This window comes from Inquilinus limosus MP06 (assembly GCF_000767795.1).
GTDB classification, from domain to species: domain Bacteria; phylum Pseudomonadota; class Alphaproteobacteria; order DSM-16000; family Inquilinaceae; genus Inquilinus; species Inquilinus limosus_E.
In genome coordinates this window covers 1-15,359 of record NZ_JANX01000015.1, presented here as the reverse complement: position 1 = coordinate 15,359, position 15,359 = coordinate 1, and the positions used below count along the sequence as shown (strand labels likewise).

Annotated in this window: 18 protein-coding genes and 1 tRNA gene; 11 read left to right on the top strand and 8 right to left on the bottom strand. The window is 64.1% G+C overall.

Annotated elements, in window-relative coordinates; all coding sequences use genetic code 11:
* The first annotated feature begins 2 nt into the window (after positions 1-2).
* From P409_RS02995 to P409_RS02980, 4 genes are read left to right on the top strand one after another with little or no spacing between them, the layout of a single operon-like run.
* Positions 3-2,624: a hypothetical protein gene (locus tag P409_RS02995; RefSeq protein ID WP_034831572.1), complete on the top strand. Its 2,622-nt coding sequence runs from the start codon at positions 3-5 to the stop codon at positions 2,622-2,624.
* Positions 2,625-2,650: 26 nt separating this feature from the next.
* Positions 2,651-2,887 carry a hypothetical protein gene (locus P409_RS02990; RefSeq protein ID WP_152613222.1) on the top strand — a complete coding sequence of 79 codons (237 nt, stop codon included), beginning with the start codon at positions 2,651-2,653 and terminating at the stop codon, positions 2,885-2,887.
* A gap of 17 nt (positions 2,888-2,904) precedes the next feature.
* Positions 2,905-3,519, top strand: a complete 615-nt coding sequence (locus P409_RS02985; RefSeq protein ID WP_052119963.1) for a glycoside hydrolase family 19 protein — start codon at positions 2,905-2,907, stop codon at positions 3,517-3,519.
* A 12-nt stretch (positions 3,520-3,531) separates the two neighbouring features.
* Entirely contained in the window at positions 3,532-3,711 is a 180-nt protein-coding gene (locus P409_RS02980; RefSeq protein WP_034831570.1) for a hypothetical protein, read from the top strand.
* Positions 3,712-3,975: 264 nt separating this feature from the next.
* On the opposite strand, the gene P409_RS36870 is transcribed toward P409_RS02980, so the two are convergent.
* Complete coding sequence (locus P409_RS36870) at positions 3,976-4,950, bottom strand: hypothetical protein (RefSeq protein ID WP_202964532.1); 975 nt, start codon at positions 4,948-4,950, stop codon at positions 3,976-3,978.
* A gap of 291 nt (positions 4,951-5,241) precedes the next feature.
* A complete protein-coding gene (locus tag P409_RS02975) occupies positions 5,242-5,460 on the bottom strand; it encodes a hypothetical protein (RefSeq protein ID WP_034831569.1) in 219 nt (72 codons plus the stop codon).
* A 169-nt stretch (positions 5,461-5,629) separates the two neighbouring features.
* On the opposite strand from P409_RS02975, the gene P409_RS37735 reads away from it, so the two are divergent.
* Positions 5,630-7,087 carry a calcium-binding protein gene (locus tag P409_RS37735; RefSeq protein WP_052119962.1) on the top strand — a complete coding sequence of 486 codons (1,458 nt, stop codon included), beginning with the start codon at positions 5,630-5,632 and terminating at the stop codon, positions 7,085-7,087.
* A 162-nt stretch (positions 7,088-7,249) separates the two neighbouring features.
* Here the strand turns inward: P409_RS37735 and P409_RS02965 are convergent, their stop codons facing one another.
* From P409_RS02965 to P409_RS02955, 3 genes are all read right to left on the bottom strand, one after another.
* Positions 7,250-7,480, bottom strand: a complete 231-nt coding sequence (locus tag P409_RS02965; protein ID WP_034831568.1) for a hypothetical protein — start codon at positions 7,478-7,480, stop codon at positions 7,250-7,252.
* 297 nt (positions 7,481-7,777) lie between these two features.
* Positions 7,778-7,975 (bottom strand): hypothetical protein, encoded by a 198-nt coding sequence (locus tag P409_RS02960; RefSeq protein WP_034831567.1) that lies wholly within the window; start codon positions 7,973-7,975, stop codon positions 7,778-7,780.
* Between the two features lie 6 nt (positions 7,976-7,981).
* Positions 7,982-8,470, bottom strand: a complete 489-nt coding sequence (locus P409_RS02955; RefSeq protein WP_034831566.1) for a hypothetical protein — start codon at positions 8,468-8,470, stop codon at positions 7,982-7,984.
* 413 nt (positions 8,471-8,883) lie between these two features.
* On the opposite strand from P409_RS02955, the gene P409_RS36850 reads away from it, so the two are divergent.
* From P409_RS36850 to P409_RS37730, 3 genes are all read left to right on the top strand, one after another.
* Positions 8,884-9,042 (top strand): Arc family DNA-binding protein, encoded by a 159-nt coding sequence (locus P409_RS36850; protein ID WP_081991180.1) that lies wholly within the window; start codon positions 8,884-8,886, stop codon positions 9,040-9,042.
* Positions 9,043-9,371: 329 nt separating this feature from the next.
* Positions 9,372-10,175, top strand: a complete 804-nt coding sequence (locus P409_RS35995; RefSeq protein ID WP_052119961.1) for a Rha family transcriptional regulator — start codon at positions 9,372-9,374, stop codon at positions 10,173-10,175.
* A 366-nt stretch (positions 10,176-10,541) separates the two neighbouring features.
* Positions 10,542-11,012 (top strand): hypothetical protein, encoded by a 471-nt coding sequence (locus tag P409_RS37730; protein ID WP_152613220.1) that lies wholly within the window; start codon positions 10,542-10,544, stop codon positions 11,010-11,012.
* 156 nt (positions 11,013-11,168) lie between these two features.
* On the opposite strand, the gene P409_RS02940 is transcribed toward P409_RS37730, so the two are convergent.
* Positions 11,169-11,639, bottom strand: a complete 471-nt coding sequence (locus P409_RS02940) for a hypothetical protein (RefSeq protein ID WP_034831565.1) — start codon at positions 11,637-11,639, stop codon at positions 11,169-11,171.
* A gap of 148 nt (positions 11,640-11,787) precedes the next feature.
* On the opposite strand from P409_RS02940, the gene P409_RS37725 reads away from it, so the two are divergent.
* Positions 11,788-11,895, top strand: a tRNA-Ser gene (locus tag P409_RS37725).
* Positions 11,896-11,913: 18 nt separating this feature from the next.
* Here the strand turns inward: P409_RS37725 and P409_RS35990 are convergent.
* Together P409_RS35990 and P409_RS02930 are read right to left on the bottom strand one after the other, a co-directional pair.
* Positions 11,914-13,758: a calcium-binding protein gene (locus P409_RS35990; protein WP_052119960.1), complete on the bottom strand. Its 1,845-nt coding sequence runs from the start codon at positions 13,756-13,758 to the stop codon at positions 11,914-11,916.
* A gap of 188 nt (positions 13,759-13,946) precedes the next feature.
* Entirely contained in the window at positions 13,947-14,513 is a 567-nt protein-coding gene (locus P409_RS02930) for a LexA family transcriptional regulator (RefSeq protein WP_202964531.1), read from the bottom strand.
* Between the two features lie 270 nt (positions 14,514-14,783).
* Between P409_RS02930 and P409_RS02925 the strand changes: the two genes are divergently transcribed.
* Entirely contained in the window at positions 14,784-15,116 is a 333-nt protein-coding gene (locus tag P409_RS02925) for a hypothetical protein (protein ID WP_034831563.1), read from the top strand.
* Positions 15,116-15,359 (top strand): hypothetical protein (locus tag P409_RS02920; protein WP_034831562.1); only part of this gene is annotated, 244 nt, incomplete at its 3' end. The genes P409_RS02925 and P409_RS02920, both read left to right, overlap by 1 nt.

The following is a 15,359-nucleotide window of genomic DNA, read 5'->3' as shown; positions in this document are numbered from 1 at the left end:
TCATGGCTTCGAACATCGACCCGACCAAGCCGGAAAGCGGCTTGGCCACCACCGCCAGCGTGCGTGCGAACTTCGAGGCGGCCAAGACCGAAATCGAGGCGATCCAGCCCCTCATCGGCGGCGCGATGAACATTCTGGGATCTGGCGCCAGCACTTCGGGCTCTGCCGCAGCCAATGCCACCGCCATTCAGGCGGCCCTGAACACCGGCAAGCCGGTCTATATCCCGCCGGGCGATTTCGTGCATGACACGGTCACCCTGCCGGATGGCGCGATCCTCCAGGTCGACGGCCATCTCCAGGGGCGCGTGCAGACCGCGCGCGGGCCGTTCAATGTCTCCGACACGGTGATCGGCGCCACCACAAGCATCCCGGTCGGCACGACCACCTTCGCAGGCGACTTCAGCGCCTACAGCCCCGGCCAGTGGGTAGTGGTCCAGGTTCAGGCTGCCAGCGCGTCCGGCGGCAATGAGATCGGGCGCGATTTCGGCCTTGTGGTCTCCGCGGACGGATCCGGCATCACGATCGACACGCCGACCCGCTGGGCTTACCCGGATTGGAAGATCAGCAAGATCAGCGGCATCGCCAAGCTTGCCGGCACGCTGCAGCGAGACGTCACCGACACGATTGCCGGCTCAGGCTTCCTGACGCTCGGCATCAGCGCCGGAGACCTGATCATCATCGAGAATATCAACGGCACCGATACCTATTGGGCGCTGTCCGGCGAGTCTCCGCCGCTGACGCCGGCACTCAATGTCAATTTCCCGAAGGCGTACTATCAGTGCGCGGTCGTGAAGGCCATCAGCGATACCCAGATCAATCTGATGGAGCAGGTGTCGTACGACTTCACCGACTTCTACATCATCAAGGCTGCTCAGACGCGAGATGTCAGGATCATCGGCCCTGGCCGAATTGATCAGCTTTTTGTCGATTACTTCACCGACGCAACCATCGACAACGTCGATGCCAAGCTGCTCTCCGTGACCAATGGCGTCGGTGTCCGCTATGACGCCACGAAGCTGGACAACGACGGCACGGATTCGCGGGTGCTGGGTTGGTCCTTTGTCTGGGGCGCGCAGATTGCGCAGCCGAAGGTACGGGGAGGGCAGGGGATCACCGACAACGGGAACTTCAAGTTCCTGTCGCTGGTGGACTCGCAGATCAGCGACCTCATCTCCTACGACGCCACCACGACCACCAGCCAGGGCGTCTACCCGCTGTTCGGCGACTTCTTCTCGACGCCCTATTCTGGCTGGTCGCAGAACGTGCGCATCAGCGGCGCCAATCTCGGGCGCCAGAAGGGCTCGAACTCCATATCGGCCTGGATCGTGGGGTCGCGGGATTGCCACTTCACCGGCTTCACCTCCAAGAGCCAGCTTCGGCTGACGAAGTCCTATAAGCCTGTCCTTTCCGACAGCTATGCGCGGTCGATCTCTCTGGAGCAGATCTATTGGGGCATCCAGGTCGACAACGTCGTGGCCCGCTTTTGGAACCTGATCGACACGACCGATGTCCGCGGCGTCAATATCGAGGCAACCGGCCCGGCGTCGCCCAACTCGAACCGCTGCTTCTGGATGCGCGGCACCTGCACGCGGACGCAGCTTGAAGGATACGTCTGCTCTTCGACCGCGGCCAGCGACGTGGCGGTCTACATCCAGAACTCGACCGGCACGCGGCTACTCGGCTGCTACGACACGTCGTCAGCTATCGCCACCTCGGTGTTCTTCGGGACGAGCCCTGGCGATGTGCTGATGGAAGGCTGCGCCTGGCAGAACACGGTCGCCACGCTGCCGGCGTCGGATGCGCCGCTCGACGTGCGCGGCACCATCTCACTGCCGAACGCCGCCTACAATGTGCAGCGCATCAAGCTCGGCGTCGGCAACCTGTTCCTGGACAGCAACGGCGACCTGACCTTCAACAAGAGCGGCGACCCGTCCAGCGGCACGGACGGCAACAAGATGATCGTCCGGTCGCTCAGCTCCGGAACGCCGGTTGGATCGGTGTCGGCCAATTTCGCCGGCCAGATCCACGTCAACACCGGCAACAACCGGGTCTATATCGCCTACAGCACGGCCAACACCGATTGGGACATCATCCTGCGGGTGCTGAGCGGGTCCGGCTCTCCGGTTGGCGTGACCACGCCATGGACGCGCGGCCAGGTCTATGCGGACACGACGAACAATCTGGCCTACATGGCGTCGGGGACGACCAACACGTCCTGGGACGTGGTGCCGCGGATCAGGGTCACCACGGCGTCGCCGATCGGCGTGACCGCGCCCGAATTCGTCGGGCAGATCTGCGTCGACACGACCAACCAGCGCGTCTACGTGGCCTATGGCACGGGCAACACGCAGTGGGAATGGGTCCCGAAGACCCTCACAGCGAACAAGACCTTTGACTGGCCGTCGATCAATGCCGGGGCGTCCTCCACCACGACCCTGACGGTGACGGGCGCTGCCATCGGCGATCATGTCCAGTGCAGCATGAACATCGACATCCAGGGCCTGATCCTGACGGGCTACGTCAGCACCGCCGCCACGGTCACCGCCGTGCTGTTCAACCCCACCGGCGCCGCCGTCGATCTGGCGTCCGGAACGCTGCGCGCCCTCGTGACGCAGCGGACGTGACGATCATCTCATCGAGGGAGGATCCCGTGCCATCGAACGAAACAGCGCTGATCCTCAGCGCCATCGAGGACTTGCGCCAGGAGGGGCGGGTCCGAGACGCCAAGCTCGACCAAATGCTCGGCATCCGGGAGCGCGTAGAGGCGCTGGAAACCGAGGTCGGGCGCCACCGCTGGGGCGGCATTGTCGCCCTTCTGCTGGTAGCGGCCGGCCTCTTCGGCGAGCCGGCCAAGACAGCGCTGATGAAGCTGCTGGGGCTGCACTGACGATCCAGAGAATTGCCATGACCCTCATCATCACCCTGGACAAGCTCGTCGCCATATCCGGCCGCCGCAAGCCGACCGACGTCATGGCGGCGCTGGTCGACCCGCTACAGAAGCATCTTGGCGCCGCCGGCATCCTCGATAGCCGACTCCAGACGATCCATTTCCTCGCGCAGGGCTGCCACGAGACTGACCGGTTCAACACGCTCGTGGAGTATGGCAAGCGACCGTACTTCGACCGGTATGATACCAGAACGGATCTCGGCAACACCCCGCAGATGGACGGCGACGGCTACCGCTACCGTGGCAGGGGCTTCTTCCAGCTCACAGGAGCAAACAACTACGACCGCGCCGGTCGCGACCTGGGGCTGCCGCTGTTAGAGAACCCGGACGTTGCCGCGGATCCGGAGACCTCCGTCCGCATCGCCGTCTTCTACTGGCAGCACCGGAACATCGGCGCATGGGCGGAATCCGACAACTGCCGTGCGGTCACCCGCCTGATCAATGGCGGCCTGAACGGCCTCCCCGATCGCGAGGAGGCGCTGAAACGGGCCAAGGCGGCATACAAGCCGCCACCCGACTGGATCGACAACCCGTCAATCCCAGCCCGGCCTTCGAGCCGGGCTTTTTCGTGAGAGGAGCAAAGCGTGTTCAACTGGATCCTGGCCAACTGGGACGGCATTCTCGCGACCGCGACCGCCGTTGTCACCGCCGCCTCGATGATCGCCGCGCTGACCCCAACCCCTGCCGATGACAGCGCCGTCGCCATCCTGCGCAAGGTCATCGACTTCCTGGCCCTGAACATCGGGCATGCGAAGAAGCCGTGAATACCATTGCGCGGTGGGTGGCGGGGCTTATCGGCCTCGCCACCATCATCTGACTCGCCTCGAAATGGAGCCCGACCCGGAGCATGGTGGGGGACACCGCCGGGTCGGGCTGGATGCTCGGGGGACGCCTTCGCATCCGGCGATATTCAGACCGGATTTCACGAAACTGTCATCCCCCATTTGGAGGACGTTTCGCGTTCGGGGAAGCGTTGGCCTCCTGAAACGAAGAGCCACGCCGAAGCGGGGCTGCGAAGCAGGGTGCGCCTATTTCTTTTCGATCTGAAGCGGCTGATACATGCCTGCGATTTCCTTGGCCTTCTGCTGTCCTCCCAGCAGGTGGGCTTTGGTAAGGATATATTTCGGATACCGAGTCGGCAGATACACGTGGCGGAACCAAGCACGGAAGTCGGGAAGGGCAGCGTCGGGATAAGCCCAGGGCTTTTGAGGATTGCTCGCGGCCTGCGGATAATACTCCGGATAGTTATGGTCGAACTTCCTTCTAGGCCCATACTTTGCCTCAAGGTCATTTGTGTTCCAGTAGTCGCCCCAGCCTTGGCCAACGCTGATGTCGGGTATGGTTTTGTCGTTTACAGGCAGATTTGCTGTAATGAGATCGGCAATCATGCCGGTTATTTCATTGAAAATTATAAAGCATCCATCTGGCGCGCTGTCCTTTAGTATTGAAACGCGATCGTGGAAATATTTCCATTTATCTCCTGGTACGTAATTAAGGGCATCATAAATGAATTTTTGAAGTCCATACGCCGCCAATCTTCTATAGCTATCAATCGCTGCAGTGCTCTTTGTTTTTGCTTCGAAGGCATAATATTCTAGTACAGCCATGCATACAATATCAGGATAAGCATAATGAACCTGTCCGTCTCGCTTCGTCTCGATATATAGCTGAGGTTCATTATAGCCATTTCGTGACAGGCACTCTCGGAGGAAAGCGAAGCGATCCTTGCCGAGAACCTGATCTTCGAAATGTTCGGCCCACTCTTGCGCAATGTCGTAGATAACGCTTCTGGCTGTCCCGGCCAGTTTTGCTAGCCCGTTCTGCGTGAGGTACGGAATGCCGTTCTCCAGCACGCCCATCTCGATCCCGTTCACGTCTTTTTGAATCTGGATGCCAATATCCAGAACAAGCTGTTTGGGGGTGGCCGGCTGGGGAGGCGCTTTCCCACTCAAGTTATTGATATTATTGCCACTATAGGTGGCCGGCTGAAGTGGTTTGGTCATAATCTGCTCCGATAAAATATGGAGCAAATGCTAGACGAGAGAACGCTCGACGTCACTCCCTGACTAAACCGCCATCTCGCCGCCCCTCGCTCCCCCTCCCCCCGAACGGGTCATGCTCCTGGCAATGCCAGACGGTTTCACCGCGCGGGCCTGGGCTGCCGAATGCTCCCCAAGCGCTGCAGCCGGGGTGCTCGCAGTAGTGTGTCCAATGGACGTCGGAGGACTTGGATGGGGTGGGCGCGTCGCTCATGGGCGATGGATACCCAAGGTCGGCAGGATCCGCTAGGCGGTTCATGCTCTTGGCCTGATCGCGGCGTCGATCGCCTCCTGGGCAGCGCGACCGACAGGGCCGTCCTCTTTCGGTGGCGGCCCCTTGCCCAGCGACCAGATGATCTGGACGACGCCGGAGGGGCGCACCCTGAAGCGGCCGGCGTACTCTTCGCTGGCGATGGTGCCCTCGTCGCCGGAGAATTTGACCGTCCAGTCGGATGGGTCGTGACCCTTTGCCATGCAGCATCAACGCCGGCAGCGCTAGTGGGCGTTCCCACGCGGCCAGGCTCGGCACCCGCGCGGTCTATGACGTGGGCATCGCCCAAGGTATAGGAATTTTCAGGTTGAACCGCATATTCAGATGCTCAACTCTAGCCCGCTCAGATTCAAATTATTGATAGGGAGTACCATGGCCACTTTCACTGGCACCAATAGCGCCGAAATCCTGCCGAACCTGATCCTCGGACCCGTCCAAGCCATCGGCAACGACTTCGTGGACGCACTGGGCGGCGACGACATCGCCATCGGCTGGTCCGGTGACGACGTGATCCGCGGCGGCGCCGGGGCCGATGTGATTATCGGCGGCCTGCTCAACGCGGCCGGGATCATCACCCTGTCAGGCATCGACGCGGCGGACTACACCACCTCGGTCGACGGCGTGACCATCGACCTGTCGGTGATCCTCAGCCTCACCCTGCCGATCCTCGGCATCAACATCCAGCTCACCGGCGCCTCCCAGGGCTTTGGCGGCGACGCCCAGGGCGACTGGCTGGTCGGCATCGTTAACCTGCTCGGCTCCGATACCGGCGCCGACAATCTCAGCGGCAGCGCCGCCGCCAACACCCTGAATGGCCAGGGCGGCGATGATTTCCTGGACGGCCAGGGCGGCAACGACATCCTCCTCGGCGGCGCCGGGAATGATGTCCTGCGCGGAGGGGGCGGAGCCGATTCGCTGCAGGGCGGCAACGGCGGCGACATGGTCGACTACTTCACCTCCGGCGCCGGGGTGACGGTCGATCTGTCGACCCAGACCGCCAGCGGCGGCGACGCCACCGGCGATACCCTGTCCAGCATCGAGTCGATCCGCGGCAGCGAGTTCGCCGACAACCTGACCGGCAGCACCGGCATCAACCTGATTTCCGGCGAAGGCGGCGACGACATCATCGCCGGCGGCGCCGGGGCCGATTCCCTGTTCGGCGAGGGCGGGAACGACACCATCGACGGCGGCGACGGCAATGACCGCCTGGTCGGCGGCGGCGGAGCCGACGTGCTGATCGGCGGCGCCGGGACCGACACCGTCTACTATGACGACGCACCGAGCGGCGTGACGGTGAACCTGGGCAACGTCGCGGCCAACACCGGCGACGCGGCCGGCGACACCTATTCCGGTGTCGAGTACTTCGCCGGCAGCGCCTTCAACGACATCATGATCGGCGACGGCGGGGCCAACCTGCTGTCGGGCTGGACCGGTGACGACAACCTGAGCGGCGGGGGCGGCAAGGACCAGCTGTTCGGTGGCGACGGCATCGACACGCTGAACGGCGGGGCCGGGGCCGACACGCTGACTGGCGGCGCCGGGGCCGACAACTTCGTGTTCTCGGCGGCCGCCGACAGCGGCGTCGGCTATGCCAAGGCCGATCTGATCACCGATTTCGCGACCGGCGATAAGATCGACCTGTCGGAGATCGTCAGCGGCGGGACCTTCATCGGCTCGGCCGCCTTCGGGCACCATGTGGGTGAGGTCCGCGCGGTCACCGCCGGCTTCCAGACCGGCATCTTCGTCGACGTCAACGGGGACGGCGCGGCCGACATGCAGATTCGCCTCTCGGGCGTGCACGTCCTCTCGGCAAGCGACTTCATCCTGTAACCACGCGGGCACCAGGAGGCCATCTTGGCCTCCTGGCTGCCTTGAGCCCACACGGGACCGGCATGCCCTTCAGCTGGACCCGCTGGCCGTCGATCAGTTCGACCGCGGCGAAGGCAGGGGAGGAGAGGACGAGGAGGGCGATCAGGAGGCGGAGAGGCAACGCTACTTCCGAAGCAGCTGAGGTTCGCGCGACGGGTCGAATCGGCGCTTGCCGTCCTTCGCGGCATCCCACGGATCGCCAAAGGCACGAGGATCAGGCAGCGTCTCGGCGCCGTCCTTGATGGCCACGCGGACCTGCCGGCGTTCCCGCCGGTGCTCGGCAGCCTTGTCCTCTTTGTCGGAGGCCGCGGTCGTGATGGCGGAGAAGGGCGATTTGCGGCGTGACCGGCTCATAGCCCAGCCTTGGCTGTAGGATGACAAATGCTGCGGGCCGGGCTGGTTACCGGCATGTGGCGCTTCCCTGGCAATTTTTCGGATTCATGTTCCGGCCGTATCAAGGAACCTGTCTTCGGCCGGTCGCCAGTTGAGACTCTTTACCCTCGTCCGGTACTCCGGTCACCCGCTCCTAGGGGCTTGCGCTCACTCTCTCTATAGCCTTTCGGCCACCTCACAGGGCTGCGTGTTCATCCACGCCGCCGCAGCAGCTGCAATATAATGCGCCGTCTGCGAGCCGGCCAGTCTCATCTCCTATCACTGCCTCGTCCCCTCTTCGTTCAGCAGCGCCTCGCACCGTTGCGCGATCAGCTGCCAGGTCGCGGCACCTTCCTCGTCGCCCGAGGCCTCCAGCCACTCCGCCCAACCTGTCGCCACTGCCGGCGCGTTCGAGCCGTGGCTATCGATCATGATGTCGGCCGTGCGCCAGAGGTCGGCGTCAGAGAGGAGGGGCATTGAGAGTTAGCCAGGCTCCGTGACGTCATCGGGCCCATCCATCCATCGCCAGGGCGGTACCGCCTTCACCCGCCGAGCCCGATCGCTGCTCTCGACGTCGTTCTGGATCTCGGCGAGGATCTTGGCGCCCACGTGCCATCTGCTCGCGGCCACCCGTCTCTGGATAAAGCGACGGCGATGGTGATCGTCCGGGAGATCGCCCGGGTACGCAAGCTCCAGGTGGGCTATCGCCACCTGCGCTTCCCTGGGTTGGTCCCAATGACCGGTCGCGTCGAAGTGCATGTAGGTGCCTTTGAGAGAGGCGATGTGCAGCCGATCGTCGGCAATCCTGGCGATGACCTCGATCATGCGGACCTTCATGCCGGCCCAATCGGGTATGTGCCTGCGTCGGGCCATGATGCCGTCGAGCAGCTTGGAACTCGCCTTCAGCACCCGGTCGCCGCCCGGCTCGATGAAGTAGTGGCGGATTGTGAATTTGCGCTTGGGAGTCGCCATGGTGCCCAGCCTGGCTGTGGTGACGATCCCCAGGCGGGTAGGGTAGGCGGGACGGTCCCCGGCGGCAAGGCGGGACGCCTAAGTCTCTGAAAATGCGCGGCTCCCTTTTCGGGATTCGAACCCGTGCGGGTGGCCGCCGGCCAGCCGCGAAGCGTTAATCGGCCCGCGAGATCGGTGATTGGTCATCAACAAGGCAAATCGATCGGTTGGTGGCTATCGAATCGGTTGCGTCGCCGACACAGGCTCATCAACGGCCAAGCGGAAGCCATTGATGAACAAGGCTAGTCTCCAGAAGCCACGGCGGCATTGGGGTAGGGCCCAGATAAAAATTAAGGGAGTAGTATTATCGGCGAACGGAGCGCTTACATTGTCTTCGCGACGGACCTTACCGGTCCTAACCATTGTGAGGGCAGATGAAGCAAACCGATCCCCAGTTCAAGCTGCGCTTGGATGCGGATCTCAAGAAATGGCTGGAGGAGCAGGCCGGCAAGAACCTGCGATCGGTCACGAATGAGATCGTAATTCGGCTCCAGCGGAGCCGAGAGGCCGAGCGCGATGCGCAGCCGGCCTGAGTTATCCCCATAATCCTCGATCGCCCCTGATTTGTTTCAGTTGCGGAACAGGTTGGGGGAGCGGACAAGATACAAGGACAGGATCGAACGACAGATGATTGCAATGCCTCGGCTTCGTCGGTTCTGCGACCCGAGTCGTGGAACGAAGCCAGAATGAACTGCGGCACTCGCGACACGTGACCACTGTGCGCTATCGTCTGATTCGTCAGATCGAGCGGCGACGGGGCCGGGCCTAGGAAACTCAACCCCGTCGCCAATTCGCGGACCCGGTTACCAGCCGGGGCCTTCCATCAACGGCTTAGCAGGAGCCGCCAATGACGCATGGAAATATGACCGGCATCGCCGGGAATGGCAATCTCGCCGTCCACGAGATTGACGGTGAGCCCCGCATTCGCGACCTGGATCTGGCGATCCGGCTCGGGTTCGCTGACCCGCACAAGATCCGCGACCTGATCCGCCGCCACCTGCCTTCGCTTGAAGCGCTGGGGGTTTCCGCCACGGTGGCGGAAACTGCGGGCCCGCTCGGCGGCCGTCCTGCGACCGCCCATTATCTCAACCGGAAGCAAGCGATCTTCATCACCGCGAAGTCGGACACTCCGACCTCGACCGAGATTACCATCGAGATCATCGAGCGGTTCGACGCCTATGAGAGGGGCGAGACGTCACCGGCGACAGTTCCGGTGTCTGACCTCCGGATGGCGCGGGAGGCGCGCCTGCAGTTCCGGCAGAACTTGGGCATCGCAAAAATGATCGGCCTGAGCGGCAACCAGGCAGCCCTTGCAGCCAACCGGGCGACGGCGCTGGCGGTGGGCTTCGATGTGCTGGGTAGCATGGGCGCGACCGCGTTGCCGGCACCGCAGCAGGAGCAACTGCTGACGCCCACCGACATCGGCCGCGAGCTGGGCATGTCGGCGATCGCCGTCAATCATCTGCTCCAGGCGTGTGGATATCAGGTCGGCGGCCGGGATGCGAAGGACCGGACCTATTGGGAGCCGACGGCGAAGGGTGTCGAGGCCGGCGGCGTCATGATGGACACGGGCAAGCGGCACGGGAACGGCACGCCGATCCGTCAGCTGAAATGGGCTTCGTCGATCGTCGAGACGCTCCGCCCCCTCCGGAGCATACAGGCATAGGACGGACAGCGGCGGCGCGCCAAGCGCCACCGTCTGCATCGCAGCTCGCCGCTCTCGATTCGGCCCGCTCCGACGCAAGTCGACAGGGCCGGAGTTTCTAGTATGACGAAGCACTCACTCACATCTGTGTTTTGCCACACGGGTGTGGGTTTCACCCCACGGCCTGAGAGAAAATAATCGTGGGCTGCGTCCCACGTATTGTGGGGAATCAATACGATACTCAATTCTGTCGCATCTAGGACGCGCGACAGAGTTTGCGTATAATGTGGGCTCAGGTCGGGTGAACGCGACCGCTATGCGTATCAGGGGAAAGGTAAGTCTCGATCCACCTGGCTGCCGGTTGGCAGCATTTAAACGGAGAGCCATTTGCTCGCGTCAAGCGCCACGTCAGAATTCTCGAAGGATGGCATTGTCCCTGTGGCTGCAGATCGGATTGCGGCGCGCAGCCCTCGACCGCAAATTCAGCCCTTTGCTGCGCTACAGATTGCGGTAGAGCATGATGAGGGTTCTCCCCGTGCGCAAAGCCCCGGCGGCCCAGAGCTTGCGGCGATAGATGTGGCCGCTCTCCTCGATCGGCATCGACTGCTTTTAGAGCGTCTTCTAAATCAAGATGATGCTGCCGACGACCCTGGCCAGCTTGAAATTGATCGGATCGAAAACCTGATCAATACGCTTTCACCTGAAAGTGGTGCGGCGATTGCCGCTAGATTGACAATTATCTGGCGCGGCGTGGCGCAGCCTGGAGAAGAGTTCTCTGGGCCGGACCCGCTCGGCGACGTTTATCACGGCATGCTCTGGAATTTGCTCAAACAGATCGGATCTATGTCGGGGCTCTGACGATGGAATGTGCCGGTCACGCGATAGTGTAGCGTCTAATGTACCATCTGTGCCGGCCTCGTGCTCGCTTGCTCCTGATCCGCTCCACTCGACTGGCTGAGGATTTCTGGTGTGTAGGACACCGCCCTCTCACGGCGGTGTCTTGGTGCATACTCGTTACGTAACACTTCCCTTCCAAAGACCGAGCCGTTCAAGCGTGGGGCGGAAGGCATAGGCACCCGAGAGACTCAGCGGATCTCGGTTGACGGCGAGATCCGACAAGCGCGCCAGCTCGCGCTTTGAGAAGCCCGCTCGCTTGGCATGGTCAAATAGGTCGGCACCAGAAATCCCGCCGGCAGGGTTGATTTCTACCCCAAGCAAGGTGGCGATCTCACTGGCTTCGCTCACATCCTCACTGAGCAGAATTTCGACGAGGTCTATCGCATCCTTCTGGATCCGCGCCAACTCGGCGCGAGCGAACGCGCGAAGGGAATCGCCGTCCAGTCCTTCTTTCGGCTCGTCCGGCAGCCCGGCGATGATGTCAGGAAGGCTGCGGCCTGGCGCGCCGGATGCGTTCGTAGCCTCCGCGCGCTCAGCCTTGCGGCGTTCGCGGAACCGCTTCTGTCGCTCTGCGTTCGATAGGGGCATGGCAATCTCCGTTACGTAACGGAAAGATAGTGAGCGTTACGTAACGGGTCAAGACGCGTCGTCTAAGTCCGGCACCGTTGCGCCCGTCATCCGCTGAGGCCGCATGGCGTTCCAACCGCTTGGAAAATGCAGCCGGAATCAATGGCTTGGCGAGGTGCATTCCTGACTGAATTGTTGGAATGCCCGTTGATCTGTCTCGCCTTCGCTCCGCCTTCTAAGCGGACGGTCGCTGGTTCGAGTCCAGCCGGGGTCGCCACCCTTCTCCCCACGGTCGCTACAGCACGAAATCGCCGGCGACGAGCGCGATGGTGCCGGTGAGCCGGATGTGGAAGTCGGACACCTTGTCGCCGTTGATGTCGCCGGCGATCGTGGTGACGCCGCCGCCCGAGGCATAGCGCAGCTGTCCCGCGACGCCGGAATAGGTCGCGGTGCCGATGAAGGTGAAGGCCTGGTCGCCGGCGGCGCCGGTGCTGGCGTCGATCGCCGCCAGGTCGATCCTGTCGCCTTGGGCATGGCTGAAATCGGTGATCAGGTCGGCGCCGTCTCCGACCGGGCTCTGCGCCGCGCTGCCGTAGACGAAGCGGTCCGCGCCGGCCCCGCCCGTGAGCGTGTCCTGGCCGCCGGAGCCGGTCAGGACGTCGTTGCCGTTCCAGCCCTGCAGCGTGTTGGCGCCGCTGTGGCCGACCAGGCTGTCATTGCCCTGGCTGCCGGAGAGATTCTCGATTCCGGTCAGCGTGTCGCCCTGGGCTTCGCCGCCGCTGCCGAGGCCGGTGGCGAGATTGACCGAGACCCCGGCTGCGCCGGTGAAGTAGCTGGCGGTGTCGGTGCCCGCGCCGCCGTCGAGATCGTCGGCGCCGGCGCCGCCGCGCAGCACGTCGGCACCGTCGCCGCCATAGAGCGCGTCGTCGCCGTTGAGGCCGTTCAGCGTGTCGTCGCCGCCGAGGCCGTTGATCTCGTCCGCGACCTTGTCATGGCCGTAGAGGGTGTTGGCGTCCTCGGTGCCGGTCACCAGCCCGTCGCGCACATCGATGATCTGGGTCCGGACCTCGTTGGGGCCCCGCCAGATCACCACCAGCCGGCCGTCGGCCAGCGCCGAGATATGGGGATAGAACTCGCCGTTCGCGCCGTCGGTGGCGGTGTTGACGGTGAACTGCGTGCCGACGCGGGCGCCGAAGGCGTCGAAGCGCTGGCCGGTGATGCTGTAGTCGGCGCTGTTGACGCCCAGGGCGGAATCGGACCAGACGGCGACGAAACCGCCATCCGGCAAGGCGACCAGGTCGGGGAAGGCCTGATGGCTCTTGAACATCGAATTGACCACGAACTCGTTGCCGACCTGGCCCCCGGCGCCGTCGTAGATCTGGGCGTGGATGCTGACGCCCTGCCGGTCCTGCAGCGCAGTCGAGAACTCGTACCAGGCGATGACGAAGCCGCCATTGGCCAGGCCGATCACGACGGCCGGGTCATCGCCCGCCCCGCCGACGCCGAGCGAGTTGTTGACCTGGAGCGAGGCGGTGACGGCGGTGCCGTTCGCCTCGAACACCCGATACCGATAGTTGTGGCCGCCGTTGTGATCGACCCAGGTGACGACATAGCGGGTGCCGTCGACGATCTCGGCGATCGACGGCCCTTCCTGGACCCCGGCCATCGCATCGTCATTGACGAGAGTGTTGCCGATGCGGATATCGCCGCCGGCCTGGAAGACGAAGCGGTAGCCGGTCTCGGACGCGATGACCGCTCCCTGGCTCTCCTCGACGGCGCCGTTGACGAAGCCCTGTCCGTTCAGATAGGTGCCGTCGGCCGCATACCGGTTCACCCAGGCATTGCCGTTGCCGCTGGCGGAGGTGAAGCAGACGGCGAAGCCGCCATCAGAAAGCGCGGCGACCTGCGGCTCGGAGTAGACTGCGCTGGACCCCTCGAGGCTCACCACGGTGATCTGGCCGCCGACCGGCTTGCCGAGCGCGTCGAAGCGCTGGGCCAGCACCTGCCGGGGCGCGCTGGTGTCCTCCCACACCACGACGTAGCCCCCGTCGGCGAGGCCGGCGACGTCGAACCCCCGCACCCCGCTGGCGCCGCTCGTGGTCCCGACGACCTGCTCGCTGCCCCATTTCCGGACCGGCATGATGATTCCCCCGTTCCAAGTCTGGCGTGCCGGCAATCGGCCGGACATAGCGGGCTAATCTGCCGCGGAACGGGACGGGCGGCATCGCCCGGATGGGAGATGCATGTTGGTCATATTTGACCTATGGTGATGGGTTTTTGATCACAATCGTTCCGGCGGTCTGCCGTCTGGACGGCAGTGGCCTGGGTTCAGTCCCGCTTCACCCATTTCACCGGCACCACCCATTCGACCACCACATCCTCCATCGGCGGGGCGTTGTAGCTGTCGAGGGTGAAGTAGCCGGGGCTGGAGCCGCGGCGCAGCACCTTGACGAAGGTGCGGCCGTCGGCGAGCCGGACCACCACCTCGCGGCCGATCAGGCCGGCCGGGTCGCCGGCGGCGTCGGCCCGGCGGTAGTAGATCGTCTCGCGCTCGAGATAGCGCGGGAACATGGAATCGCCTTCGACGATCACCGCCACCGTCGCCTCGTCCGCGCCGGGCGGGGCCTCGACCTCGTCGATCCGCTCGGACGACATGTCGCCGTCGAACAGATGCACCTCGGCCCCGGCGCCGACCTTGCCGACCAGGCGCACGGTGCGCGGCGTGCCCAGCACCTCCAGCTCGCTGGCGCCGAAGGCGTCGGCGGCCAGCCGGATATAGTCGGCGGTCAGCCGCCGTTCGCCGCGCTCGAGCTTGATGAGCTGGCCGCGCGAGACGCCCATGGCCTCGGCCGCCTGCTCATGCGTCCAGCCCCGGGCCTGACGCAGTTGTTTCAATCCATTCCCCATTATGGGGATCTTAACGGATCTGATCGGATTGGCAATTCCCCATTATGGGAAAGATTGACTTGACTTAATTCCCCGGAATGGGGAATTCTTATCATGTGGCTCTGATCGATTTCATCCCGTCCGAAGGCCCATCCGGGTGATCCCGCGGCTGCCGGACAGCCCGGCGCCGCCGCGCCTCGGCGACGACGCCGGCTGATTGTCCATCCGCAACGGACCGTGGCGGCCCGGCTGACCGCCCTTCCTTTCCGGAGTTCCGCCATGTCCCTCGCATCCCTGTCGGCCGGCCCGATGGCCGGCCTCGCCCTCGCTTTGTCCGCGCTCCAGCCGGCTCCGGCGGCCGCTCAGGCGGAAAGCCCCTGCGCGCCCTATGAGATCGTGGCCGCGGCGCTCAACGAGCGCTATCACGAGGCGCCGGTGGTGCGGATGCTGTCCGACCGCGGCTTTGTCATCGAGGTCCTGGCCTCGGCCGACGGCGCCAGCTTCACCGTGCTCGGCATCCAGCCCACCGGCGGCGCCTGCGTGCTGGCGACCGGTTCGGCCTTCACCCCTGTCGACCCGGCGGCGACGTCGGTGCCGGGGACGGGCGCCTGATGGGCGACGGGGTCCCGGTCCCGCTCAGCGACCGCAGCCGGGCGCTGCTCGCCATCATCGCAGCCGCGGCGGAGGAGGGGGCGCCGACGCCCTCGGCTCCCGAGCTGACGGCGGCGCTGGAGGCGGCGGGGCACCGGCTCAGCCGCAATCCCGGCCAAATCGACTATGAGCTGCGGCGGCTGGAGCGCGCCGGCCAGATCACCATCATCGGGCGGCAGAGCCGGCGGATCTTCGAGATCGCCG

Coding starts and splice junctions, on each gene's coding strand:
- P409_RS02975 (WP_034831569.1), bottom strand. CDS start 5,460: ATGGCAAAGGGTCACGACCCATCCGACTGGACGGTCAAATTCTCCGGC.
- P409_RS02985 (WP_052119963.1), top strand. CDS start 2,905: ATGACCCTCATCATCACCCTGGACAAGCTCGTCGCCATATCCGGCCGC.
- P409_RS35990 (WP_052119960.1), bottom strand. CDS start 13,758: ATGCCGGTCCGGAAATGGGGCAGCGAGCAGGTCGTCGGGACCACGAGC.
- P409_RS36850 (WP_081991180.1), top strand. CDS start 8,884: ATGAAGCAAACCGATCCCCAGTTCAAGCTGCGCTTGGATGCGGATCTC.
- P409_RS02960 (WP_034831567.1), bottom strand. CDS start 7,975: ATGCCCCTCCTCTCTGACGCCGACCTCTGGCGCACGGCCGACATCATG.
- P409_RS37735 (WP_052119962.1), top strand. CDS start 5,630: ATGGCCACTTTCACTGGCACCAATAGCGCCGAAATCCTGCCGAACCTG.
- P409_RS02925 (WP_034831563.1), top strand. CDS start 14,784: ATGTCCCTCGCATCCCTGTCGGCCGGCCCGATGGCCGGCCTCGCCCTC.
- P409_RS02955 (WP_034831566.1), bottom strand. CDS start 8,470: ATGGCGACTCCCAAGCGCAAATTCACAATCCGCCACTACTTCATCGAG.
- P409_RS02965 (WP_034831568.1), bottom strand. CDS start 7,480: ATGAGCCGGTCACGCCGCAAATCGCCCTTCTCCGCCATCACGACCGCG.
- P409_RS02940 (WP_034831565.1), bottom strand. CDS start 11,639: ATGCCCCTATCGAACGCAGAGCGACAGAAGCGGTTCCGCGAACGCCGC.
- P409_RS36870 (WP_202964532.1), bottom strand. CDS start 4,950: ATGACCAAACCACTTCAGCCGGCCACCTATAGTGGCAATAATATCAAT.
- P409_RS35995 (WP_052119961.1), top strand. CDS start 9,372: ATGACCGGCATCGCCGGGAATGGCAATCTCGCCGTCCACGAGATTGAC.
- P409_RS02995 (WP_034831572.1), top strand. CDS start 3: ATGGCTTCGAACATCGACCCGACCAAGCCGGAAAGCGGCTTGGCCACC.